The 23,516-nt window shown below is 72.1% G+C and carries 21 protein-coding genes and 1 pseudogene; 8 read left to right on the forward strand and 14 right to left on the reverse strand.

Features of this window, described 5'->3' with window-relative positions; all coding sequences use genetic code 11:
- Positions 1–88 precede the first annotated feature (88 nt).
- The 3 genes from ACIO5E_RS18310 to ACIO5E_RS18320 form a co-directional block, all read right to left on the reverse strand.
- Positions 89–847, reverse strand: a complete 759-nt coding sequence (locus tag ACIO5E_RS18310; RefSeq protein WP_280676487.1) for a transglycosylase SLT domain-containing protein — start codon at positions 845–847, stop codon at positions 89–91.
- 433 nt (positions 848–1,280) lie between these two features.
- Complete coding sequence (locus ACIO5E_RS18315) at positions 1,281–2,615, reverse strand: PhoH family protein (RefSeq protein ID WP_400668653.1); 1,335 nt, start codon at positions 2,613–2,615, stop codon at positions 1,281–1,283.
- Positions 2,616–2,820: 205 nt separating this feature from the next.
- Positions 2,821–3,615 (reverse strand): isoprenyl transferase, encoded by a 795-nt coding sequence (locus tag ACIO5E_RS18320; protein ID WP_400668655.1) that lies wholly within the window; start codon positions 3,613–3,615, stop codon positions 2,821–2,823.
- Between the two features lie 383 nt (positions 3,616–3,998).
- On the opposite strand from ACIO5E_RS18320, the gene ACIO5E_RS18325 reads away from it, so the two are divergent.
- A complete protein-coding gene (locus ACIO5E_RS18325) occupies positions 3,999–5,609 on the forward strand; it encodes a chitinase (RefSeq protein ID WP_400668657.1) in 1,611 nt (536 codons plus the stop codon).
- 130 nt (positions 5,610–5,739) lie between these two features.
- On the opposite strand, the gene ACIO5E_RS18330 is transcribed toward ACIO5E_RS18325, so the two are convergent.
- Positions 5,740–6,453: a prepilin peptidase gene (locus ACIO5E_RS18330; protein ID WP_400668660.1), complete on the reverse strand. Its 714-nt coding sequence runs from the start codon at positions 6,451–6,453 to the stop codon at positions 5,740–5,742.
- Positions 6,454–6,790: 337 nt separating this feature from the next.
- On the opposite strand from ACIO5E_RS18330, the gene ACIO5E_RS18335 reads away from it, so the two are divergent.
- A complete protein-coding gene (locus tag ACIO5E_RS18335; RefSeq protein ID WP_400668662.1) occupies positions 6,791–8,005 on the forward strand; it encodes a pyridoxal phosphate-dependent aminotransferase in 1,215 nt (404 codons plus the stop codon).
- A 181-nt stretch (positions 8,006–8,186) separates the two neighbouring features.
- Here ACIO5E_RS18335 and ACIO5E_RS18340 read toward each other — a convergent pair whose 3' ends face one another.
- Complete coding sequence (locus ACIO5E_RS18340; RefSeq protein ID WP_400668664.1) at positions 8,187–10,013, reverse strand: phosphoenolpyruvate carboxykinase (GTP); 1,827 nt, start codon at positions 10,011–10,013, stop codon at positions 8,187–8,189.
- 276 nt (positions 10,014–10,289) lie between these two features.
- On the opposite strand from ACIO5E_RS18340, the gene ACIO5E_RS18345 reads away from it, so the two are divergent.
- Positions 10,290–10,979 carry a hemolysin III family protein gene (locus ACIO5E_RS18345; protein WP_280676501.1) on the forward strand — a complete coding sequence of 230 codons (690 nt, stop codon included), beginning with the start codon at positions 10,290–10,292 and terminating at the stop codon, positions 10,977–10,979.
- Here the strand turns inward: ACIO5E_RS18345 and ACIO5E_RS18350 are convergent.
- From ACIO5E_RS18350 to ACIO5E_RS18360, 3 genes are all read right to left on the reverse strand, one after another.
- Positions 10,950–11,438: a hypothetical protein gene (locus ACIO5E_RS18350; protein WP_400668666.1), complete on the reverse strand. Its 489-nt coding sequence runs from the start codon at positions 11,436–11,438 to the stop codon at positions 10,950–10,952. The two genes, ACIO5E_RS18345 and ACIO5E_RS18350, sit on opposite strands and share 30 nt — an antisense overlap.
- A gap of 353 nt (positions 11,439–11,791) precedes the next feature.
- Positions 11,792–12,640, reverse strand: coding sequence for a hypothetical protein (locus ACIO5E_RS18355; protein WP_400668669.1), 849 nt, complete (start codon positions 12,638–12,640; stop codon positions 11,792–11,794).
- A 9-nt stretch (positions 12,641–12,649) separates the two neighbouring features.
- Positions 12,650–13,318 carry a papain-like cysteine protease family protein gene (locus ACIO5E_RS18360; RefSeq protein ID WP_400668671.1) on the reverse strand — a complete coding sequence of 223 codons (669 nt, stop codon included), beginning with the start codon at positions 13,316–13,318 and terminating at the stop codon, positions 12,650–12,652.
- A gap of 264 nt (positions 13,319–13,582) precedes the next feature.
- Between ACIO5E_RS18360 and ACIO5E_RS18365 the strand changes: the two genes are divergently transcribed.
- The gene (locus ACIO5E_RS18365) at positions 13,583–14,515 is read left to right on the forward strand and encodes a hypothetical protein (RefSeq protein WP_400668770.1); all 933 of its coding nucleotides are present in this window, start codon (positions 13,583–13,585) and stop codon (positions 14,513–14,515) included.
- 6 nt (positions 14,516–14,521) lie between these two features.
- Here the strand turns inward: ACIO5E_RS18365 and ACIO5E_RS18370 are convergent, their stop codons facing one another.
- Both ACIO5E_RS18370 and ACIO5E_RS18375 read right to left on the reverse strand, forming a co-directional pair.
- Positions 14,522–15,100: a hypothetical protein gene (locus ACIO5E_RS18370; protein ID WP_400668673.1), complete on the reverse strand. Its 579-nt coding sequence runs from the start codon at positions 15,098–15,100 to the stop codon at positions 14,522–14,524.
- 38 nt (positions 15,101–15,138) lie between these two features.
- The gene (locus ACIO5E_RS18375) at positions 15,139–16,827 is read right to left on the reverse strand and encodes an alpha/beta hydrolase (protein ID WP_400668675.1); all 1,689 of its coding nucleotides are present in this window, start codon (positions 16,825–16,827) and stop codon (positions 15,139–15,141) included.
- 89 nt (positions 16,828–16,916) lie between these two features.
- On the opposite strand from ACIO5E_RS18375, the gene ACIO5E_RS18380 reads away from it, so the two are divergent.
- Positions 16,917–17,273, forward strand: a complete 357-nt coding sequence (locus tag ACIO5E_RS18380; protein WP_400668677.1) for a hypothetical protein — start codon at positions 16,917–16,919, stop codon at positions 17,271–17,273.
- A gap of 7 nt (positions 17,274–17,280) precedes the next feature.
- On the opposite strand, the gene ACIO5E_RS18385 is transcribed toward ACIO5E_RS18380, so the two are convergent.
- Both ACIO5E_RS18385 and ACIO5E_RS18390 read right to left on the reverse strand, forming a co-directional pair.
- The gene (locus ACIO5E_RS18385; protein ID WP_400668680.1) at positions 17,281–18,153 is read right to left on the reverse strand and encodes a GNAT family N-acetyltransferase; all 873 of its coding nucleotides are present in this window, start codon (positions 18,151–18,153) and stop codon (positions 17,281–17,283) included.
- Between the two features lie 105 nt (positions 18,154–18,258).
- Positions 18,259–20,307: a thioredoxin domain-containing protein gene (locus ACIO5E_RS18390; protein WP_400668682.1), complete on the reverse strand. Its 2,049-nt coding sequence runs from the start codon at positions 20,305–20,307 to the stop codon at positions 18,259–18,261.
- A gap of 62 nt (positions 20,308–20,369) precedes the next feature.
- Between ACIO5E_RS18390 and ACIO5E_RS18395 the strand changes: the two are divergent.
- Positions 20,370–20,669 (forward strand): annotated as a pseudogene (locus ACIO5E_RS18395) (LysR family transcriptional regulator); the annotation flags it as partial.
- Between the two features lie 190 nt (positions 20,670–20,859).
- Here ACIO5E_RS18395 and ACIO5E_RS18400 read toward each other — a convergent pair.
- Both ACIO5E_RS18400 and mca read right to left on the reverse strand, forming a co-directional pair.
- The gene (locus ACIO5E_RS18400) at positions 20,860–21,051 is read right to left on the reverse strand and encodes a hypothetical protein (RefSeq protein ID WP_400668685.1); all 192 of its coding nucleotides are present in this window, start codon (positions 21,049–21,051) and stop codon (positions 20,860–20,862) included.
- A 49-nt stretch (positions 21,052–21,100) separates the two neighbouring features.
- A complete protein-coding gene (mca, locus tag ACIO5E_RS18405; protein WP_400668688.1) occupies positions 21,101–22,006 on the reverse strand; it encodes a mycothiol conjugate amidase Mca in 906 nt (301 codons plus the stop codon).
- A gap of 240 nt (positions 22,007–22,246) precedes the next feature.
- On the opposite strand from mca, the gene ACIO5E_RS18410 reads away from it, so the two are divergent.
- A complete protein-coding gene (locus ACIO5E_RS18410) occupies positions 22,247–22,660 on the forward strand; it encodes a DUF4307 domain-containing protein (protein WP_400668690.1) in 414 nt (137 codons plus the stop codon).
- Between the two features lie 312 nt (positions 22,661–22,972).
- The gene (greA, locus tag ACIO5E_RS18415; protein ID WP_400668693.1) at positions 22,973–23,473 is read left to right on the forward strand and encodes a transcription elongation factor GreA; all 501 of its coding nucleotides are present in this window, start codon (positions 22,973–22,975) and stop codon (positions 23,471–23,473) included.
- Positions 23,474–23,516: the final 43 nt, after the last annotated feature.

The following is a 23,516-nucleotide window of genomic DNA, read 5'->3' on the forward strand; positions in this document are numbered from 1 at the left end:
CCGGCGGGAAAGCGACGGCCCCCGGTCGCTCGTCGGATCCGACGAGCGACCGGGGGCCGTACGGAGTCCACCGCAGGGGTGGTGGCTCCTAGTACCAGTTGTGGGACTGCCAGAACGACCAGGCGCCGCAGGGGCTGCCGTAGCGGCTGTTCATGTAGCCCAGACCCCACTTGATCTGGGTGGCCGGGTTGGTGCGCCAGTCGGCACCGGCCGAGGCCATCTTGGTGCCGGGCAGCGCCTGGACCAGGCCGTACGCGCCGGAGCTCTTGTTGGTCGCGGTGTAGTCCCAGCCGCTCTCGCGCTTCACGATCTGGCTGAAGCACTGGAACTGGGCGTCGTCGCCGACGACCTGCCGGGCGATGTCCTGGACCGAGCCGGGGCTGACCGAGACCGGCGGGGCGCTGTTGTCGGTGGCAGCCATCGCCGAACGGGCCTTGGAGCGGTTGGCGGCGGCCTCGTCGGCCTTGCGCTTGTCGTCGGCGGCCTTGGCCGCCTTCTCCGCGTCGGCCTTGGCCTGGGCGTCGGCCTTCGCCTGGGCGTCCGCGGCGGCCTTCTGGCGCGCGGCCTCCTCGGCGGCCTTCTGCTCGGCGGCGGCCTTGGCGGCGGCGTCGGCAGAGGCCTGCTGGGCGGTCGCCTGCTGGCCGATGTTGTCACTGATGGTCTGCGCCTGGGCGCCAGAGGGGACTTCGGCAAGCAGGGTCGCGCCGGCGACATCGACCGTCTGCGTCGTCTTGCCCTCGCTGCCCGAGGCCATACCCACGACGGCACCGACAGCGGTGACGGCGGTGGCAGAGGCCACAGCGACTCCCCGGACCGAGATCCGAGTCACATGGATTCCTTCCAGCATCGCCCACGCGTGACCGTGCGGACGCAACATGCCCCTTGGCACTGACCTCCGCACGGTGCTCTGGTCACGGGAGGTACTGGCCCGGCGTCCGGTCGAGGTGAGGCGACCAGGCGTTGGAATCGGGCGGCGTACGGCTCATCGGTGTTCAATTGTCGGTCCACCGACCGGAGTTGGCGGACCATCCGGGCCGGACTCCCGGAGTCCGGAAGCCCTGCCACGCCGTACGCGGGGCCTGACAGAACCCTCACCATGCCGCACCGGACGCTGTCGACGCAATTCCCCTTCGCGTGGCGCATCTCACATTCACCGCACGGGAGTTTCCCGGACGGAAAGCACTCGATGTGATGAAAGGGGTGAGGGCCCGCCTCGTCAGAAGCGGGCCCCGTACCGAGAATTGACCGTATTGTCCGACTATGTCCCGGTCAGGGACGGATCACGGGTGGATGTCCTCCAGCATCTCCGTGACCAGCGCCGCGATCGGCGAACGCTCCGAGCGGGTGAGCGTGATGTGGGCGAAGAGTGGATGCCCCTTCAGCTTCTCCACCACCGCCACCACGCCGTCGTACCGGCCCACCCGGAGGTTGTCCCGCTGCGCCACGTCGTGGGTGAGCACCACCCGCGAGCCCTGGCCGATCCGGGACAGCACCGTCAGCAGGACGTTGCGCTCCAGCGACTGGGCCTCGTCCACGATCACGAACGCGTCGTGCAGCGAGCGCCCCCGGATGTGGGTCAGCGGCAGCACCTCCAGCATCCCGCGGGAGATGACCTCCTCGATCACGTCCGGGGTGGTGACGGCGGAGAGGGTGTCGAAGACCGCCTGCGCCCAGGGGCTCATCTTCTCCGTCTCGGAGCCCGGCAGGTAGCCGAGCTCCTGCCCGCCGACCGCGTACAGCGGCCGGAAGACCATCACCTTGCGGTGCTGCCCCCGCTCCAGCACCGCCTCCAGCCCCGCGCACAGCGCCAGCGCGGACTTGCCGGTGCCGGCCCGGCCGCCCATCGAGACGATGCCGACGTCCGGATCGAGCAGCAGGTCCAGTGCCACCCGCTGCTCGGCGCTGCGCCCGCGCAGCCCGAACGCCTCGCGCTCGCCGCGCACCAGCCGGACCCGGCCGTCGCCGGTCACCCGGCCGAGCGCCCGGCCCCGCTCCGAGGTGAGCACCAGTCCGGTGTGGACGGGCAACTCGGCGGCGCCCTCGACGTCCACCGCGGCGTCGTGGCCGGCCGCGAACAGCGCGTCCACCCGATCGGCCGGGACGTGCAACTCGGACATGCCCGTCCAGCCGGAGGTGATCGCGAGTTCGGCCCGGTACTCCTCGGCGAGCAGACCCACCGAGCTGGCCTTGATCCGCAACGGCAGGTCCTTGGAGACGACGGTGACGTCGTACCCCTCGGCCTGCAGGTTGCGGGCCACCGCGAGGATCCGGCTGTCCGCCTCGCCGCCGCCGACCCGGTAGCCGGCCGGCAGTATCGACAGGTCGGAGTGGTTGAGCTCGACCCGGATGGTGCCGCCGAGCTCGCCGACCGGGATCGGCTCGTCGAGCCGGCCGTGGCGGATGCGGTAGTCGTCGAGCAGCCGCAGCGCCTGGCGGGCGAAGTAGCCCAGCTCCGGATGGTGCCGCTTGGCCTCCAACTCGGTGACGACCACCACCGGAAGGACGACCTCGTGCTCCTCGAAGCGCGTCATGGCGAGAGGGTCCGCCAGGAGCACGCTGGTGTCGAGAACGTACGTGCGCCGGTCTGGCGTCCGGCGGCTCTTGGAACTGACCACTAGGCCTCCAGAGCGGATGACCCTGCGTCATCCGCGGCAAGCCGGCCCCCGCTGCCCCGGTGGCCTCGGGACCGGACTGCCTGGAGTATTCCCAGGCGAGGGGCGGTGCATTCGCGCCCCCGGCGAACTGACGGATCATTGCCGGTGAACGTTTGGCCTCACGCGGGCCCCGGGTAGGCCAGCCCTACGGCGGTCACTTCGGCGGTCAGAGGCCCAGTCGGCGGTTGCGCTGCTCGAAGGCGCGCAGCGCCCGCAGGAAGTCGACCTTGCGGAAGGCCGGCCAGTACGCCTCGCAGAAGTAGAACTCGCTGTGCGCGCTCTGCCAGAGCAGGAAACCGGACAGCCGCTGCTCGCCCGAGGTGCGGATGATCAGGTCCGGGTCGGGCTGGTTGCGGGTGTAGAGGTGCTCGGCGATGTGCTCGACGTCGAGGATCTCGGCCAGTTCCTCGATCGAGGTGCCGCGCCCGGCGTGCTCCTGGAGCAGCGAGCGGACGGCGTCGGCGATCTCGTGCCGGCCCCCGTAGCCGACCGCGACGTTGACGGTGATGCCGTCGATGTCGGCGGTCTCCTCGGCGGCCCGCTTGAGCACGTCGGCGGTGTGCTGAGGGAGCAGGTCCAGCGCACCGACCGGGTGGACCTTCCAGCGGCGGGCGGCGGCCAGGCCGGTGACGGCGTCCTCGATGATCCCGAGCAGCGGGACGAGCTCGTCGGCGGGGCGGTCGAGGTTGTCGGTGGAGAGCATCCACAGGGTGACGACCTTGACGTGGGTCTCGTCGCACCAGCCGAGGAACTCGCTGATCTTGTCGGCACCGCGCTGGTGGCCGTACACCGTGGAGCCGCCGGCGGCCTTCGCCCAGCGGCGGTTGCCGTCCAGGATCACGCCGATGTGGTGCGGGGTGCGGGCGAGGTGGACCTCGACCCGGCGGCCGTAGAGCCCGTACATCCCGCCCAGCAGGGTTCGCAGCCCCGGCGTCCGTTCCGCGACATCGCGCAGACCCATGATTCCCGGCCCCTCCGTGCTCGTTCAGCTGGTGCGTCACCGCCCCGGCGCAGCCTACTCCGGCGGGCACGCGCACGGTAAAGCAGCAGGTAGCGGTCTGGTCACGGTCCTGTACGAAATCCGTCCCGGCGGGCGTGTCGCGGGCCCGGCCGGGGCGCCGGGACGGCGGACACGGAACGGTCTCCGAATCCTTAAGGAATCCGTAAGCCGACTGTCCAATGCTTGACGACCGGCAATGGTCTAGTCCAGCTTGTGATCCAAGGCGGAACGAACCCCCACCACCCCGCCCCTCCCCCACGCACCACAGCGGACCTCCCCTCCCCCACACGCGGCCGCCGCGCCCCCCACCGCGGCGGCCGCTTCCTCCCCAGGAGCGTCATCCCATGGCCCGTACGCTGAACCAGCCTGCGCACAAGCGCCGGCGCAGCCCCCTCCCGGCCGTCGCGGCCGGCGCCACCGCCCTCGCCCTGGCCGGCGGCGGCCTGGCCCTCTTCGCCGGCGGCGCCAGTGCGGCGGTCGGCAACCTGGTCACCAACGGCGGCTTCGACAGCGGGCTGGGCGGCTGGACCTGCGCCGGCGCGGCGACCACCGTCTCCTCCCCGGTCCACGCCGGCACCGGCGCGCTGCAGGCCACCCCGGGCGCCGGCGACACCGCCGAGTGCACCCAGACCATCAGCGTGCTGCCCAACACCAGCTACACGCTGAGCGCTTGGGTGCAGGGGCCGTACGTCTACCTCGGCGCGCGCGGCACCGGCGGCACCGACCCGTCCGCCTGGTCGAACCAGAACAGCTGGAACCAGCTGTCCACCACCTTCACCACCGGCGCGAACGCCACCAGCGTCACCGTCTACCTGCACGGCTGGTACGGCCAGAGCGCCTACCTCGCCGACGACGTCAGCCTGGTCGGCCCGGGCGGCACCTCCACGCCGAGCCCGACCGCCACGGCCACCCCGCCGACCGCGACGGCCACCGCGACCTCCTCCCCCACCGCGACCAGCTCGCCGACGGCCACCTCGACCGCGACCGCGACGCCCACCCAGACCGCGACGCCGACCCCCACGGCCACCGCGACCGCCACCACCCCGCCGGCCACCGGCCTGCCCGCGCACGCGGTCACCGGCTACTGGCAGAACTTCGACAACGGCTCGACCCCGCAGCGCCTGAGCGACGTGCAGAACGCGTACGACATCATCGCGGTCTCCTTCGCCGACGCCGTGCCGACCCAGACCGGCGCGATCAGCTTCACCCTGGACCCGGGCCTGTCCAAGGCTCTCGGCGGCTACACCGACGCGCAGTTCCGCGCCGACATCAAGGCCAAGCAGGCGGCCGGCAAGAAGGTCATCCTCTCCATCGGCGGCCAGAACGGCGCGATCACCGTCGGCGACGCCACCGCCGGCAACAACTTCGCCAACAGCGCGTACTCGATCATCAAGGACTACGGCTTCGACGGCATCGACGTCGACCTGGAGAACGGCGTCCAGGCCGGCCCGCTCGGCACCGCGCTGCACGCCCTGCAGGCCAAGGTCGGCCCCGGTTTCGTCCTGACCATGGCGCCCGAGACGATCGGGATGTACAGCACCTCCGGCACCTACTTCCAGCTGGCGCTGAACACCAAGGACATCCTCACCGTCGTCAACACCCAGTTCTACAACTCGGGCGGCATGAACGGCTGCGACGGCAAGGTCTACAACCAGGGCACCATCGACTTCATCACCTCGCAGGTCTGCACCCACATCCAGGGCGGCCTGCGGCCCGACCAGGTCGGCATCGGCGTCCCCGCCTCCGCCAAGGCCGCCGGCGGCGGCTACGTCTCGCCGACGGTGGTGAACAACGCGCTGGACTGCCTGGCCACCGGCAACAACTGCGGCAGCTTCGTCCCGCCGGCCAAGTGGCCTTCCATCCGCGGCGCGATGACCTGGTCCACCAACTGGGACGCCAACAACGGCAACGCGTTCTCCAACGCGGTCGGCCCGTTCGTCCACAAGATGCCGTAACTCCCCCCGGCGCGCCGCTCCTTGAGGGTGGGGCCTGCGCGCCGGCGGCGGGCCCGCCGTACCCGACCGGTACGGCGGGCCCCGCCCGCGTCCGGGGCCCGGGCGGCGTCCGGAGGCCGCGTGCCGGGCGCTACCGGGCCAGCACCGCCAGCAGCGCACCGAGCAGCAGGAACGGGCCCACCGGGACGTCGAGTCCGCGCACCGGGCACCGGCGGGCCAGCGCGGCGGCGGCCCGCAGGATCGCCCAGAACCCGGCCAGCACCACCGCGGCGAACAGCCCGCCCGCCGCCACCGGCCAGCCGTACCAGCCGAGCAGCCCGCCCAGGGCGAACCCCAGCGGGGAGTCCCCCGGGCCCAACCCGCCCAGCCAGACCAACAGTTCGAGCAGCGCACCGACCGCGCACGCCACCAGCAGGCAGCGCAGCAGCACCCCCGGCCGCCCCTCGGCCAGCGCCGCCACCGCCAGCAGCGCGGCCACCCCGCCGGCCAGCGGCAGGACCAGGCGGTACGGCAGCCGGCGCACCCGGGCGTCGACGAAGCCGAGCACCACACCGAGCCCGGCCGCCCAGGCCAGCGCCGCGGCCGACGGCCCGTGCGCCGCGTACGCCACCACGACCGCGACGACGGCCGCCACCAGCTCCACCGACCAGGCACCCGCGCCCAGCCGCTCCCGGCAGCCCGGACAGCGCCCGGTCGGCGGCAGCAGCAGCACCTCGCGCCCGCACAACGGGCAGGCGCCGCACCAGGGTTCGCCCTCCGGCACGGCGAACCGGGCGACCAGCCCGCGCAGCAGCGGAGCCACCAGGATCGCGGCCAGCCCCGCACCGACTGCGGCTACCAGCACCGGCGCACCCCCCCTCTCGATCGACACCCGTACGGCCGTGCGGCGCCCGGCGACCGGGCGGGGCGCACCGGCCACATCATCCAACGGGGGCGACGGTCGTGGCGAAGACCCGCTCGGCGGGCGCGCTGCCGGTGCAACCGTGTGCCGTCCATCTCGTCCCGGACGAGACCACCGCCCGATTTCCTCATGTACAGGGACATCCTGGACAACACGCCCCTGGTTTGGAAGGTCGGCCGACGCCCCCACCTGCCGATCCAAGGAGGCCGCTCCGGGCAGTCCGGCGCGCGTCCCCGGACGCGCGCTGAAGTGCCCGGATGTGCCCCTAAAGTAAGCGGTCATGCAGGTCATCCAGTCCAGCAAGCTCGCCCATGTCTGCTACGACATCCGCGGCCCGGTACTCGACGAGGCGATGCGGCTGGAGGACCAGGGCCACCGCATTCTCAAGCTCAACACCGGCAACCCCGCCCTCTTCGGCTTCGAGGCACCGCCCGAGATTCTCCAGGACATCCTGCGCAACCTCGCGACCGCGCACGGGTACGGCGACTCCAAGGGCCTGCTCTCCGCCCGCCGCGCGGTGGTCATGCACTACGAGGACCGCGGCCTGCACGGGCTGGGCGTCGAGGACGTCTTCCTCGGCAACGGCGTCTCCGAGCTGATCCAGCTGGCCATGACCGCGCTGCTGGACGACGGCGACGAGGTGCTCGTCCCGGCCCCCGACTACCCGCTCTGGACCGCCTCGGTCTCGCTGGCCGGCGGCACCGCGGTGCACTACCGCTGCGACGAGCAGGCCGAGTGGTACCCGGACCTCGCCGACATCGAGGCCAAGGTCACCGACCGGACCCGGGCGATCGTGGTGATCAACCCGAACAACCCGACCGGCGCGGTCTACCCGCGCGAGGTGCTGGAGGGCATCGTCGAGATCGCCCGTCGGCACCAGCTGATCGTCTACGCGGACGAGATCTACGACAAGATCCTCTACGACGACGCCGAGCACATCCCGCTGGCCACCCTGGCTCCGGACCTCTTCTGCGTCACCTTCAACGGCCTGTCCAAGGCCTACCGGGTCGCGGGCTTCCGCTCCGGCTGGATGGTGCTCTCCGGCGACCGGCACCGCGCCCACAGTTACATCGAGGGCCTGGCCACCCTCGCCTCGATGCGGCTGTGCGCCAACATGCCCGCCCAGCACGCGGTGGCCGCCGCGCTCGGCGGCCGGCAGTCGATCCGGGACCTGGTGCTGCCCGGCGGGCGGCTGCTGGCCTCGCGCGACGCCGCGTACCGGCTGCTCAACGAGATCCCGGGGGTCAGCTGCGTCAAGCCCAAGGGCGCGCTGTACGCGTTCCCGCGGCTGGACCCGAAGGTCTACAAGATCAAGGACGACGCCCAGATGGTGCTGGACCTGCTGCGCTCCCAGCGCATCCTGCTGGTCCAGGGCACCGGCTTCAACTGGCCCGAGCCGGACCACTTCCGGCTGGTCACGCTGCCCAGGCCGGAGGAGATCACCGACGCGGTGACCCGGATCGGCGACTTCCTGAGCGGCTACGTCCAGCCCTGACCGGTCCTGATCGGTGGGCCGGTGGGGCCGGTGGGCCGGAAAAGCACTACGGCCGGAGTTCCGGCCCGGGCGGTCTCCTTGGTCGGGGAAAGACCGCCCGGCGGAACTCCGGCCGTCCTGTCGCTCGGCGGGCGCACGGTTCGTGCCGCGCGCCGGCCTCTCGCTCGTCTGAGGCTCAGGCTCAGCCGAGACGCGCGACCAGGTCCCGGTACTCGTCCCACAGCTCCTTCGGGGTGTGGTCGCCGAACAGCTCCAGGTGGGCCGGCACCAGCGCGGCCTCCTGGCGCCAGATGTCGGCGTCCACGGTGAAGAGCAGGTCGAGGTCTTCCTTGGTCAGCTTCAGGTCGCCGAGGTCGAAGCCCTCGACGGTCGGCAGCACGCCGATCGGGGTCTCGACGCCCTCGCCGGTACCCTCCAGGCGCTCGACGATCCACTTGAGCACGCGGCTGTTCTCGCCGTAACCGGGCCAGACGAACTTGCCCTCGGCGTTCTTGCGGAACCAGTTGACGTAGTAGATCTTCGGCAGCTTCGCGGCGTCCGCCTGGGCGCCGACCTTCAGCCAGTGGGCGAAGTAGTCGCCCATGTTGTAGCCGCAGAACGGCAGCATCGCGAACGGGTCGCGGCGCAGCTCGCCGACGGTGCCCTCGGCGGCGGCGGTCTTCTCGGAGGCGATGTTGGCGCCGAGGAAGACGCCGTGCTGCCAGGTGAAGGACTCGGTCACCAGCGGGACGGCGGTGGCGCGGCGGCCGCCGAACAGGATCGCCGAGATCGGCACGCCCGCCTGGTCCTCCCACTCGGGGGCGATGGTCGGGCACTGCGCGGCTGGGACGGCGAAGCGGGCGTTCGGGTGGGCGGCCGGGGTGCCGGACTCGGGGGTCCAGTCGTTGCCGCGCCAGTCGGTGAGGTGCGCCGGGGGCTCCTCGGTCAGGCCCTCCCACCACACGTCGCCGTCGTCGGTCAGGGCGACGTTGGTGAAGACCGTGTTGCCCCACAGGGTGTCGATGGCGTTGGCGTTGGTGTCCACGCCGGTGCCGGGGGCGACGCCGAAGAAGCCGGCCTCCGGGTTGATGGCGTACAGCTGGCCGTCGGCGCCGAAGCGCATCCAGGCGATGTCGTCGCCGATCGTCTCGACCTTCCAGCCCGGGACGGTCGGCTGGAGCATGGCCAGGTTGGTCTTGCCGCAGGCCGACGGGAAGGCGGCAGCCACGTACTTGGCCTCACCGGACGGCGGGGTGAGCTTGAGGATCAGCATGTGCTCGGCCAGCCAGCCCTCGTCGCGGGCCATGGTCGAGGCGATGCGCAGCGCGTAGCACTTCTTGCCGAGCAGGGCGTTGCCGCCGTAGCCGGAGCCGAAGGACCAGATCTCCCGGGTCTCCGGGAAGTGCGAGATGTACTTGGTGCTGTTGCACGGCCACGGCACGTCCGCCTGCCCCTCGGCCAGCGGGGCGCCGACGGTGTGCACGGCGCGGACGAAGTCGCCGTCCTCGCCGAGCTGGTCCAGCACCGCCTTGCCCATGCGGGTCATCACGCGCATCGACACGGCGACGTAGGCGGAGTCGGTGATCTCGACGCCGTACGCGGCCAGCGGGGAGCCGACCGGGCCCATCGAGAAGGGCACGACGTACATCGTGCGGCCCTTCATCGCGCCGCGGAACAGTCCCTTCTCGCCCTGGAAGACCTCCCGCATCTCGGCGGGGGCCTTCCAGTTGTTGGTCGGGCCGGCGTCCTTCTCCTGCTCGGAGCAGATGTAGGTGCGGTCCTCCACACGCGCCACGTCCGTGGGGTCCGAGGCGGCGTAGTAGGAGTTGGGGCGCTTCTCCTCGTTCAGCTTCTTGAAGGTGCCCTGAGCCACCAGCAGGTCCGCGAGGCGCTGGTACTCCTCGTCGGAGCCGTCGCACCACTCGACGCGGTCCGGCTGGGTGAGCTCGGCGATCTCGTTCACCCAGGCCAGCAGGCGCTGGTGGCGGGTGGGCGCGGATGCGCTGAGAGCAGAGATCTCGTACGACACGATCGCTCCGTTTCACGCCATCTCGGCGAGGAGGTGGCGTAGCGGGGGTCTGAGGGTGCTTGCAGCGTAGCTCCGGCCTCGACGCCAAACTGCGGCGCAGCGTCGAAATTGACCCATCTTTTACTACAGTAAGTATGGTTACTGGCTGGTAATAGGTCGTCCACATCCCGGCCGGGACGCCCCCGCGCCCACCTCGAATACTCCAAAACGTCCAAGAGTGATGATCGCCACTTCACTACGCACGAGTAACCTACGGCGCCGTAGGTAGCGGGTAGCATGCTGCGCATGACTGCTGAGCTCGTCGAGAGCACGGAGATCGAGAGTGCGGAGCGCAAGCCGAAGTGGCGCGGCTGGCTGCACGCCGGGATGTTCCCCGCCACCGTCGCCGCCGGGATCGTGCTGATCTGCCTGGCCGACTCCACCCCCGCCAAGATCGCCTGCGCGATCTACTCGATCAGCGCCTGGCTGCTGTTCGGGGTCAGTGCGGTCTACCACCGCTTCGACTGGGGCCCGCGCGGGGACGCCGTGCTGCGCCGGCTGGACCACGCGAACATCTTCCTGATCATCGCGGGCACCTACACGCCGTTCACGATCCTGCTCCTGCAGGGCGCCGCCCAGCAGGTGCTGCTCTGGGCGGTCTGGGGCGGCGCGCTGGCCGGGATAGCGTTCCGGGTGTTCTGGGTCGGCGCGCCGCGCTGGCTGTACACGCCGGTGTACCTCGCGCTCGGCTGGGCCGCCGCCTTCTTCCTGCCGGACTTCCTGCGCACCGGCGGCGTCGCCGTCCTGGTGCTGATGATCGTCGGCGGAGTGCTCTACAGCATCGGCGGCGTGGTCTACGGGCTCAAGCGGCCCAATCCGTCACCGCGCTGGTTCGGCTTCCACGAGGTGTTCCACGCCTTCACCCTGGGGGCGTTCATCGTGCAGTACGTCGGGGTCTCACTGGTGGCGTACAGCGCGGTCGGCTGAACCCGACGCGCCACGGCGGGCGGTCGCGCGGTCCACGGACCGGGCGACCGCCCGTTCCGCCGTCCAGGGGCGCTCGTGCGGCGCCCGGCCCTGCGAGCGGCGCGGGTACGACGGGCGGTCCGCCACGCCGGCCTCCGGCCACGGCTCCTGCTCCACCGTCGGACGGGCGGCGCGGCCGCGCGCCTGCCGGGCGTCCAGCGCCTCGCGGGCCCGGCGGCAGCGCTCGCAGTGCGCGGCGTCCGGGGTCGTGGCCGACGGCCGGTGCCCGCGCGGAGCGGGCGGCTGATGGAGCATCCGCCAGCGCCGGCCGACGTAGACCATGAGCAGCAGCACCTCGACCCCGGCGACGGCCAGGACCAGCATCGCCCCGTTGATCAGGTAGGCCGCGACCACGGCGAGCGCGGACGCCACCACCACTGCCGCGCCCCACACCTGGGCGCTCGACTCCCTGTCGGCCATTCGACTCCCCTTTCCCGGCGCCGGGCTCGTGGTCGGCTCCTGCTGCCCCACCCCTTCTCCGCTCTCGGCACGCGTCGGCCAGCACTGACCGATTGCCACATGGTATCTACCGTCCGTCACTCGGGGCTGCCCCCGGGCGGCGAACGACAGATCAACGTTGCGTCAATTCCATGTGCGGAAGCAGCACTTCCAGGACACGCCACGGAGCGCGGTCGCGCGACCGCGGCGCGGTGATCACCGGGGTGTGAACCCGGGGCGTTCGCGGGGAAGCAAGGGTCCGTACGCACGACGGCGGGGCCCGGCCGTGTTGGCCGGACCCCGCCGCGTCCCGCGCGTGGCGCGCCCGAGGGGCCCTACCCCCGTCGGGCGCCCGCCCTCCGCCGCAGGACCGCACCCGCGCCCACGAGCGCGGTGGCGCCCAGGGCCGCGGCCGCCGTCACGGCCGGCAGCACCGAACCGCCGCCCGCCGCCGGCTCCGGGTCGGCCGCCAGCCGGTAGCCGCCGCCCTTGCCCTCCCGGTCGTACGCCGAGCCGGGCAGCTTGTCCCCGTACCGCTGGTGCACCAGCTTCTGGTACGCGGCCAGCGACACCCCGCCCGCGCCCACCGAGCGCCGGGCCTCGTCGTCCAGCGGCAGCACCCGGCCGTCGCGCAGCACGTACCAGGCGTTCACCTGCGGCTCGCGGAACGCGGTCCCGCCGCCGCTGCCGGCGGCCTTCGCCGCGTAGTCGCTCTCGTCGCCTCCGGAGGCGATGTTGACCACCCGCCAGGTGTCACCCTGCCGGACCGTCCACACCGAGGCCGCCTGGCCGTCCGCCGCGACCACCTTGCTCGCGGTGAACTCGGCCTTCGCCACCGGCGCGCCCGGGGTGCCGGCCACGAAGCCCGCGTCCAGGGTGTACACCGGCACGGTGTCCCCGGCCAGTCGCGGCGCGGCCGCGCTCGCCGCCTGCGCCTCCTCGGCCGCGCCGATGGTCAGCTGCTGGGTCGGCGGGACGCCCTTGCGGGCGAAGAAGTGGCCCACCTTGTCGAGGACGGCCTGGTCCTGGACCACGCCGCGGGCCTCGGCCAGGTCCGCGGCGGGCACCGGCACCGGGGCGCCGGCCGGCCCGTCCGCGTGCGCGGCCGGGGCGAGCGCCAGCCCGAGGCCGGCGGCGAGCAGGGCGGCGACGGCGGCCCGACGGGCCTTTCCGAAGTCAGTCATGGTCGCCCCTCACGCGCCGATCCGGTACAGGGAGTGGGTCCACGAGAACGTGTCGTTGTTCACGTAGTACCCGTAGTCCGCCCAGTTGTAGCGGTAGTTGGACGGCCACGGGTCGCCCCAGTACACCCAGTTGTTGCCGGTGTCGTAGCCGTAGACGACGTGCATGTGCCCGCCGCCGGAGCTCCACTGGATCCGGGTCTCGATCGGCCGGTTCGCGTCCACCTCGGTCTGCACCGTGTTGTAGCGCAGGTACCCGGTGACGTACGAACCCGGGTTGATGCCGACCCAGTTCAGCCCGTTCTGCACGTCGGCCAGCGAGGCCTGGCTGTTGGGGCAGCTGGAGTTGACCGAGCGGCCGAACGCGGCGTTGCAGAACTGGTTCTGGCTGTAGTTGTAGCCGAACCAGGTGGCGATGGTGTTCCCGCTCGCCGCCCAGCACCAGTTGGTCTGCTGTTGCTGCTGCATGGTGATGTTGAGCTTCTTGAAGGTGCCGGCCAGATCGGCCGTGCTGCCGGGCGCCGCGGCCTGGCGGACCTGCGCCGAGGCACGGCCCTGGAGGACGTCCTGGGCGGGGGCGGCGACCGCGGGAGCGGCCACCGCGGCGGTCAGCGCCGGGCCCAGCACGCCGAGGGCGAGCAGTGAGACCGCGCGACGCAGCCGTATCCGTGGAACTGGCATGGGGGAGGTGCCTCCTTGCACAAACGGAGCGGGGTGCTGTGTGGGGGCGCGGTCCGGATCGCGCCATGAGCATCGCGCCGTTGACAGAGGCGGGTCAACGGCCTTCGGAACGCCCCGGTTCGGATGTGAACGGCCGTCCCCCGCTGTGAACGCCACCCGGGAAACCCCCTCGCGGCACGCCGACCCGGATGACAAACGGCCGCCCGGATGTGAATATTCACGGTCAAACACGGTCTGCCCGCACCCGTCCCCCAGGAGGCCGTCATCCACCGCACCGACCCGGCCGACCTCGCCGCCGCCCTGCGCACCGGCCCCTTCCACCTCGCCCTGCGCACCGCCATCGCCACCCGCGGCCTCGCCCTCCACCGCGTCCGCCGCCACCTCGCGCTGCGCGGCGTCCACGTCGGCCTCACCAGCCTCAGCTACTGGCAGCAGGGCCGCCGCCGCCCCGAGCGCCCCGAATCGCTACGCGCCGTCGCCGCCCTCGAAGACGTCCTCGACCTCCCCGAACACTCCCTCACCCGGCTGCTCGGCCCCCGCCGCGCCGCCGACACCACCCCCGCCACCCCGCCCGTACGCCCCTACCGGGACCTCATCTCCCCCGCCACCGCCGTCGACGACCTGCTCGCCACCATCGCCGGCCCCCGCGACACCGGCCTGCACACCATCACCCACATCGAACGCATCCGCATCGGCCCCGACCGCCAACTCGCCCGCCGCGACTCCCAACACGCCCTGCGCGCCCACCGCGACGGCATCGACCGCTACCTCGCCCTCTACCAGGGCGACCCCGGCAGCGACATCACCCGCGTCGGCGTCCGCGCCGAGGAGAACTGCCGCCCCGGCCGCATCCGCCGCGACCAGGCCCACCACCTGCTCGTCGCCGAACTCCTCCTCGACCGCCGCCTACGCGCCGGCGACACCCACCTGCTCGGCTACGGCTTCGACGACGCCCCCTCGCCCGACCCCAGCTGCGAATACGTCCGCGGCTTCAACTCCGGCGCCGGCCAGTACGTCCTCCAGATCACCTTCCACCCCGCCGCCCTCCCCGTCCGCTGCCACCGCTTCGCCCTCCACTCCCCCGGCGACGCCCCCTACGAGACCGAGGAGTTGACCCTCGACGGCCACCACTGCGTCCACCTCGTCGCTACGGCCCTGCGGCCCTGCCTGCTGGGGATCCGCTGGGACTGGGAGTGACGGCGGTCAGTGCGACCAGTACGGGTCGTCGAGGTCGGGCCCGGTTTCGTGCCCGGTCAGCCGCCCGCCGACCGGGCTGGTGCCGTAGTCCTTCTCGGGCTGGTAGCGGACCGGGGTCACCTCTGCGCTCATCGAAACATCGAAGAACGGATCGCTCGGGGTGTTGACCGCCAAGAGCTCGAAGCCTGCCTGACCGCGCCCCGGGCAGTTCAGTTGGATGTAGTGCTTCGCCTCGTGTCCGACGGTGCTGTCCTGACTCCGGCACCTCTCACCCCAGAGTTGCTCCATCTGGTCCACAAGCACCGGCATCTTTGCCGGGGCCACCTTCGTCCGCAGCCTGGTCGAGACCATGACCTGGGACAGCAGGCTCGGCTCACCGTCGGCGTGCTCCGGATCGCGGTCCACGACGTAGGCGCTGCCGAAGTAGGCCAGCGACGGGGTTATCGCACCCACAGCTGCCCGCAGGGTGTCGTCCAGCTGCCCCTTCGCCTCCCCCGGGCGAAGCTGAGGGGCGCCCCGATCCTTCAGAGCCATCGGCCCGTAGCCGGTGTAGAACAGTCCCACCCCGGTGGCCAGCACCGCCACCGCCACCACGGAACAACCCAGCGCCCGGCGTGGCCGCTTCATCGCCCGCCCGCCGGCTTGACGTCGCCGCTGCCGGTGACGATGGCCGCGATGTTGTCCAGCGAGGGCCCGCCGCGACCCGTCAGATACTTGGTGTGCGCGTCGACGGGGTTGCCCCGGCTCCAGTCGTCGACGGTGAAGCGGTTCGCGCCGAAGTGCTTGCTCGCCGGGTCCCGCCCGTACCAGCGTTCGTCCGGGTCGATGCTGAACTTGGACGGAACGTGCGTCACGACGTCGTTGTCGGCCGCACCGACCCAGACGTGGCCGGACGGCAGCTTGAGGTCGAAGGCCTTGTCCACACCGACGCCCGGGCTGCCGAGGAAGACCACGTCGTCCGGGGGCGCGTCGTGCGATCCGGGCCGGGTGGCGAGTCTGGTGGCCTGACCCACCAGATACGAGCCGTAACTGTGCCCGATCGCGGTGATGTGCGGTGGCTGGGCGCCCTCGTGGCTCGCCCGTACTCCGCTCAGGAACTTCGCGTACGCCGGGGCCCCGTCCTTGCCCGCTTTCGTCGACGCGGCCCCGAGGTCGGCCCCTGGCGGGTCGTAGCCGAGCCAGACGATCGAGGCGACCGAATGACCGGCCGGAGCCTTCTTGCTCGCGCTGCGGTAGAGGCTCAGCGCGTTCTCCGCCTCGTTGGTCCCGTCGTGCACGTTGCCCTCCGTCCCCAGACTGGCGGTGTCGGTGGTGATCCCCGGCACGTAGGCGGAGATGTTGGTGGCGGTGTCCGGGTTCCCGTACGAGAGGATCGCCCGGCCCTTGCCCTCACTGCCGAGGCCGAGGAGGAAGACCTGCGGTCGTTCCGGGTCCGCTCCGTCCGCGCCGAGCCGTTTGACGATGGGCCCGTAGCGGTCGTACAGGTCCTTCTCGTCGGGGGTGAGCGGGACGTGGTCCTTGTGCTTCCTCATGACATCGCCCATCAGAGCCTCCAGATGCGCCCGGTTCACCTGGTCCCGCACCTGAGCCGGCACCCCGTCGAGGTTGCCGAGCACCTCCGGGTGGTGGCTGAGAAACCACTGCTGCCCGTCCGGGCCGAGCCCCTTCCACCAGGAGTTGACGTCCGTCGGGGTGGCATCCTTGCCCGGCATGTTCAGCTGCCAGCCGGGGTTGGCCGCCTCGCCGAACTGCAGCAGGTAGACGTCCGCGCTCGCCGTCCTGGCGTCCAGGCCGGACTTGTCGGTGGCGTGGCCGGTGTACTTCTTGAGCTCGCCGGCTAGCCCCTGGTCGATCCGGGCGGCCTCGGACAGCGCCGCGCCGATCCGTTTGCCGATGTCCTCGGCCGCCGCCTTCTGCTTGGCCTCCCAGTCGGTGCTCTGGAAGGGGCTGCTCGCCGGGGGCCAGCTCACCGCCCCGTCATCGCCGACCGACAGGCCCTTCGCCTGCGCGTCGGCGAGCGCCTGGCGGAGCTTGCCCTGGGCGAGCGTGAGGGAGTCGGCGCAGTCCCGTAACTCCGCGGCGATGCAGTGCAGTTCGGTCGCCGCCGCACCCAGTTTGCCGGCGATGCCGTCCAGCACCGGGATCGCGGCGGCCGCCGCCGGTCCGCTCCACCCGGACCCGTGGACGCGGTCCGCGGTGCCGCCCTTCCAGTCGGTGGTGTGCTGCCCGTACGCCTTGCACAGCGCGTCGTACGCGTCCGCCACCGCGTACAGATCCGCCGGTCTGGCGTTCTTCAGGCTTGCGAGGTCCATCCCGAATCCCCCGTTACCCTCAGGCACTATCCAATGCACTCAGGGCTACCATAGCTCCCACGGCCGACACCGACGTCCGGGGGGACACGATGGCGAGCGATCCGGGATTCACCGTCAAGCCGGGCGAGTTGACGGCCGCGGGCAACAACGCGCTGACGGTGGCCGGGAAAGTCCCGGACGGGACCGCGAAGTTGGCGGAGCCGACTGCCAAGGCGGCCGGGGGGCTGGTGGGTTGGCAGAGCGGTCCGGCGTTGCAGGGGTGCGGTGCGGCCTGGAAGAAGCTGCTGGACGACCTCGCGAACGAGATGAAGTCGGCCGGCGGGAACCTCCTCACCTGCGCGCAGACCTACCAGAACGCCGACCACCTGCCGGGACCCACGGGTACCGCCGCCGACGACCCGTTCAACACCAAGGTCGTCGGCGGGCACCCGGTCGACTACGCGTGAGGATGCGTCACGCCTGGAAGTCCAGGATCAGGCAGTCCTCGACCGGCCGGTAGCCGATCTGCTGGTAGATGGAGTTGCTGGTCGGGTTGGCGAGGTCGGTGTAGAGGAGCACCTCGGTGGCGCCCTCGGCGAGGGCGTGGGCGGAGGCGGCGGCGGTGACGGCGCTGGCATAGCCTCGTCCGCGCTGGTCGGCGGGGGTGTAGACGGGGCCGATGCGGGACATCCCGGCGATCACCGGGCTGCTGCCGGCGAGTGCGACCGGGTGGCCCCGGTCCTCCCAGAGGTGGAGGCGACCGGAGGCGATGCGGTCGTCGACGGCCTGGGGGATGTTGGGCAGATCGACACCGGCTTCGACCAGGAACTCCTCGTACCAGCGGATCGCCAGGTCGCGGTCGTCCGGTGCGGCGGACCGGTAGCGGCCGGCCGGGGGGCGCGGCGGGTCGGTCAACTCGTCGAGCCGGTACAGCCGTTCGTTGAAGCGGACGGACTGGCCGGCGCCGGTGGCGGCGGTCCAGGCCGCGCCGAAGGCCCGGACCGCGTCCGCACCCCCGCCGACCCCGGACACCTCGGTGAACTCGGCGCCGGCGGCGGCCAGTTCGACCGCCAGCTCGGCGGCCGCGGCCTCCGGCATGACGGAGAGGCGCGGGCCGAACGGCGGCGTCCGCAGGAAGGCGCCCTCGACCGGACCTCCCGCCGAACCGCCCGCCGGGCCGCGCCACCAGCCGAAGGCCGGCGGCCGCTCCCCGAACACGTCCGGTCCGCGTTCGGCCAGCCGGTGCACGACGGTGAGCAGCACCGTGTTCTGGGCCGGGTGGGCGGCGAGGAAGTCACCCGCGTGGGCGCGGAAGTCGTCGAGGGAGGTGGTGAACGTCCAGGTCATGGGCCATTCTTGCCCCGGCCGACCCCCACCCACCAGCGATTTAGGGCCGGCCCACTCGACCGGCCGACCCTACCCGCCGGGTCGGCCCTACCCCCCGGGTCGGCCCTACTCGACCGCTACGCCCAGCCGTTCCCCCAGCACCGCCGGGTCGGTGGTCGGCGCGTCGCAGGCGAAGTGCCGGCAGACGTACGCGGCGGGCGCCCCGCCGACCAGCGGCCGGTCGGCCAGCAGTGGCACCTCGCCGTCCCCGTCCGCCGGCGAACCGACCGCGAGGACCGCGCCCGGCGCGGTGCCGAGCAGCGCGGCCCGGCGCAGCGCGGCGGTGGCCGGGTCGTCCGCCGGGCCGACGACGGCGACCTCGCGCGGCCCGTCGAGCAGCGCCTCGGCTACGGCGAGGCCCCAGCCGATGAACCGGGGGGCCCGCGACGCGAGCGCGCCGACGATGCCGAGGGCGCGCTCGGCGGCCGTCCGGTGCCGGTCCGAGCCGGTGTAGGCGGCGTACGTGAGCAGGGCGCCGGCGGCGGCCGTCCAGCCGGAGGGGGTGGCGTTGTCGGTGGGGTCCTGGGGGCGCCGGATGAGTTCCTCGGCGTCGTCGGCGGTGTCGTAGAGCGCGCCGGAGGCCTCGTCGGTGAAGTGCTTGAGCACGGTGTCGAGGAGTCCGCCGGCCAGTTGCAGCCAGGTGGCCTCGCCGGTGACGGCGTACAGGGCGAGGAAGCCTTCGGCGGTGTCGGCGTAGTCCTCCAGGACGCCCGCGTTGGTACCGGCCCGGCCGTCGCGGGAGGTGCGCAGCAGCCGGCCGTCGGGGGTGAGGTGGACGGCGAGCAGCAGGTCGGCGGCGCGTTCGGCGGCCTCGACGAGGTCGGGGCGCTCCAGCAGGGCGCCGGTCTCGGCGAGGGCGGCGATGGCCAGGCCGTTCCACGCGGCGACGACCTTGTCGTCGCGGGCCGGGGCGGGCCGCTGGGCGCGGGCCTCGAACAGTCGGGCGCGGATGGCCTCGTACTCGGCGAAGTCCTCGGGGTCGGCGAGGAGTTGGAGGACGGAGGTGCCGTGTTCGAAGGTGCCGTCGGCGGTGACCGTGAACAGCCGGGCGGCGGTGGCCGCGTCGGCCGGCCCGAGCAGGTCGACCAACTGGCTGGGCTCCCACACGTAGTAGGCGCCCTCGGTGGACTGCCCGGTCTCCTCGTCGAGGCTGTCGGCGTCCAGGGCGGACGCGAACGCGCCTTCGGCAGTGCGCAGTTCGCGCAGCAGGAAGTCCGCGGTGGTCAGCGCCACCCGGCGTGCCAGCGGGGAGCCGGTCGCGCGCCACAGGTGCAGGTAGGCGCGCAGCAGCAGGGCGTTGTCGTACAGCATCTTCTCGAAGTGCGGCACCACCCAGTCGGCGTCGACCGCGTACCGGGCGAAGCCGCCGCCGAGCTGGTCGTGGATGCCGCCGCGGGCCATCGCCTCGCCGGTGCGGACGGCCATCTCCAGCGCCGCCTCGGAGCCGGTGCGGGCGTGGTGGCGCAGCAGGAACTCGACGACCATGGCCGGCGGGAACTTGGGCGCGCCGCCGAAGCCGCCGCGGGCCTGGTCGAACTCCCGGCTGAGGGCGACCAGCGCCTGGTGCAGATCCGCGCCGGCGGGCGGGTGGTGGGCGCCGGCGGAGTAGACGGCGGCGCGCTCGGCGAGGTCGGCCCGGATCCGCCCGGCGACCTCCGCGACCTCCTGGCGCCGGTCCCGCCAGGCCGCGTCGACGCCTTCCAGGACCTGCCGGAAGGACGGCATGCCGTGCCGGGGCTGCGGCGGGAAGTAGGTGCCGAAGTAGAACGGCTCCTTGTCGGGCGTGAGGAACACCGTCATCGGCCACCCGCCCTGGCCGGTCGCGGCCTGCACCGCCTCCATGTAGACGGCGTCGACGTCCGGCCGCTCCTCCCGGTCCACCTTCACGGCGACGAACCGCTCGTTCAGGTATCCGGCGAGCCCGGCGTCCTCGAAGCTCTCGTGCGCCATCACGTGGCACCAGTGGCAGGCCGCGTACCCGACCGAGAGGAGGATGGGTACGTCCCGCCGTGCTGCTTCCGACATCGCCTCCTCTCCCCACTCCCACCAGTCCACAGGATTGGTGGCGTGCTGCTGGAGATACGGCGACTGGGCATGCACCAGTCGATTCACCATGAGGGGCAGTATCCCAGCCCCCCCGGCCCGCTGTGGGGACCGTCCCTCCGAACACGCCGAGAGACCGGCTGCTGGGGGTGTGACCGGGTCTGGACGAACGGCCCGAGATCGTCCACACGGCCCGGGACTGGCTGGCGAAGCTGCATCTCGTCGCCGCGGGCCTCGGGCTGACCACCGTCTCGCCCGCGATGGCCACCGCCGCACCGCCCGGGGTGCGCGTCCTGCCGGTGCGCGGTGGCCCGCAGGAGCTGCGGCGCCTGCTGCTGGCCCGGCTCCCCGAGCCGCCGGCCGAGCCCGTCGTCCGCCTGGCCGCCGCCCTGCGCGCCGCAGCCCTGGGTGACGGCGCCGTACCCGAGCCGTAGCGCTCGCCCTGCCGCTGCGCGTCCTCCCGCAGGATCGCGACGAAATCGGGGGCGGAGTTCTCGTCAGCCGGGAAGTCGATGCACCCGCCGGAGACGACCTTCGCGTGCCGACCGGGAGCGAGGGAGTCGACCGGCATCGACCTGGTGGTCCCGGAGAGCGTGCATCAGCGCCCGGCCGGGGGCTGGCGTGTCACTCCTTGGGGGACTCCGGCTCCTCCGCGAAGTCGACCTTCTTGAACTGCCGGTTCATCGACTTGGCCAGGAACCACGTCGCCACGCCGAGGGCGGCGAAGACGACGAAGCCGAGGAGACCGGGGGTGACCTTGGCGTCGTCGACGGCGAGGTCGGCGGCGAGGTGGACGAGGTGCACGGGAGCGCTCATATCTCTATGGTGGCCCGGCTCACGCGGAGCCGGGCCATCGGGGGGTGGGTCAGTCGCGCGTGTCGGCGGCCTCGGCCGCCAGGGTGGGGGTGCGCAGGCCGGCGAACAGGTCGTCCTCCGGCAGGTCCACGTCGATCAGGGTACGGGCGAGCTCGTAGTCCTCGGTGGGCCAGACCTCGCGCTGGACGTCCAGCGGGACGCGGAACCACGGCCCGTCGGGGTCGATCTGGGTGGCGTGCGCGATCAGGGCGCGGTCGCGGGTCTCGAACCAGTCGCCGCACTGCACCCGGGTGGTGATCTCGCGCTCCTTGCGGCCGCTCTTCTCCCAGCCCGCGATCCACTCGCCGTACGGCGAGTCGTGGCCGTGCTCGGTGAGGTACTGGTGCAGGGCGCGGATGCGGCCCATCGGGAAGCCGTGGTTGTAGTAGACCTTCAGCGGCTGCCAGGGCTCGCCGGCCTCCGGGTAGGCGTCCGGGTCACCGGCGGCGTCGAAGGCCAGCATGGTGATCTTGTGGGTCATGATGTGGTCCGGGTGCGGGTAGCCGCCGTTCTCGTCGTAGGTCGTGATGACCTGCGGCTTGAACTCGCGGATCAGCCGGACCAGCGGCTCGGCCGCCTCCTTCACGTCCTGCAGGGCGAAGCAGCCCTCGGGCAGCGGGGGCAGCGGGTCCCCCTCGGGCAGGCCGGAGTCGACGAAGCCCAGCCAGGCCTGCTTGACGCCCAGGATCGCCCGGGCCTCGTCCATTTCCTTGCGGCGCACCTCGTGGATGTTCTCCTCGATGTACGGGTCCCCCTGCAGCTTGGGGTTGAGAACCGACCCGCGTTCGCCCCCCGTGCAGGTGGCCACGAGCACGTCCACTCCCTGCTCGACGTACATGGCCATGGTGGCCGCGCCCTTGCTGGACTCGTCGTCCGGGTGGGCGTGCACCGCCATCAGTCGCAACTGCTCAGTCAACGCCTTGCGTTCCTTCCACATCATCGGGCGTTCCGCGAAGTCCGGTCCGCCCACCGTACGAGCCGCTCACCTCGGGGCCGCGTCAACGCGGGACCGGCCGCGGACGTGTTCCGGACCGGTCGAGCCCCGCCCCCGCCGGACCGGCCGTGGGCGTGCCCCTCCTATAGTGACGGACTGGAGGAGCGTCGCATTCCCCCGCACCACCCACGCGGCCCTCCCCTCAGGAGAGGACTGGGTCCGATGAACGCGAGCACCACCACCCCGCAGCTGCCCGAGGGGCGCTACGGCCGGCGCGGCGACCGCGATTCGGACCGCCGCCTGAAGGTGGTCGGCGCGGTCTGCGGCGTGCTGGGCCTGGGCCTGGTGGTCTGGCTGGGGGGCTCCTACCTGCTGCGCGAGACCAAGATCAACGGCTCGGTGCCGATCTTCCAGACGGTCTCGGACTCCGAGGTCCAGCTGCACCTGGCGGTGCGCAAGAGCGACGGCACGGCCGGCAGCTGCACGGTCCGCTCGCAGGGCTCGGACGGCGCGGTGGTCGGGGTGGCCGACTTCCCGGTCCCGGCGGGCGGTTCCAGCTACGAGGCCGTGGTGACGCTGCGGACCACCGCCCGCGGCACCACCGCCGAGCTGCTGGGCTGCACCCCCACGAAGTAGGCCCGCCACCGGGGTGTCACCGGCACTCGGGCCCGCACCCGGCGCATAGTCGAGCGGGAGAACGGGCATCCGTAGGAAGTCCCCTCCCCGGCCCGGTTCACCGCCGTTGCACACCGTGGCGCGACGCCGACGTCAATGGCGCGCCAACGACCCTTCTGCTTGTCGGCAGGACTTGTTAGGCTCGTGGTTTCGCCCCTTCCGCACCGGATGGTACGGGAGCGGGCGTTGCTTTGTAGTTACGACCGATATCACCACCAACCCTGCTGACGACTCACACCCTCAGCACAGCCCCAGCACCTACGAGGAGCACCCGTGACCCAGACCAGTGAGAACGTGACCTGGCTCACTCAGGCCGGCTACGACCAGCTCAAGGCCGAGCTGGATCATCTGACCGGGCCCTGGCGCATCGAGATCGCCCAGAAGATCGAGGCGGCGCGCGAGGAGGGCGACCTCAAGGAGAACGCCGGCTATCACGCGGCCAAGGAGGAGCAGGGCAAGTACGAGCTGCGCATCCGCCAGCTGACCCAGCTGCTGGAGCGCGCGAAGGTCGGCGAGGCCCCGGCCGACTCGGGCGTGGTGGCCCCGGGCATGATCGTCACGGTCGCCTTCGACGGCGACGAGGACGACACCATGGAGTTCCTGCTCGCCTCGCGCGAGGTGGCCAACTCCGACGCGCTGGACGTCTACTCGCCGCAGTCGCCGCTGGGCCGCGCGATCGACGGCAAGCAGATCGGCGACGAGGCCACCTACGAGCTGCCGAACGGCAAGCCCGCGATGGTGAAGATCGTCAAGGTCGTACCGCACGCCGGCTGACCCGGCCGAACGAACCGACGAGGGCGGCCGCGGAGTCCAGGGA

This window comes from Kitasatospora sp. NPDC087314, assembly GCF_044744365.1.
Classification (GTDB): Bacteria; Actinomycetota; Actinomycetes; order Streptomycetales; family Streptomycetaceae; genus Kitasatospora.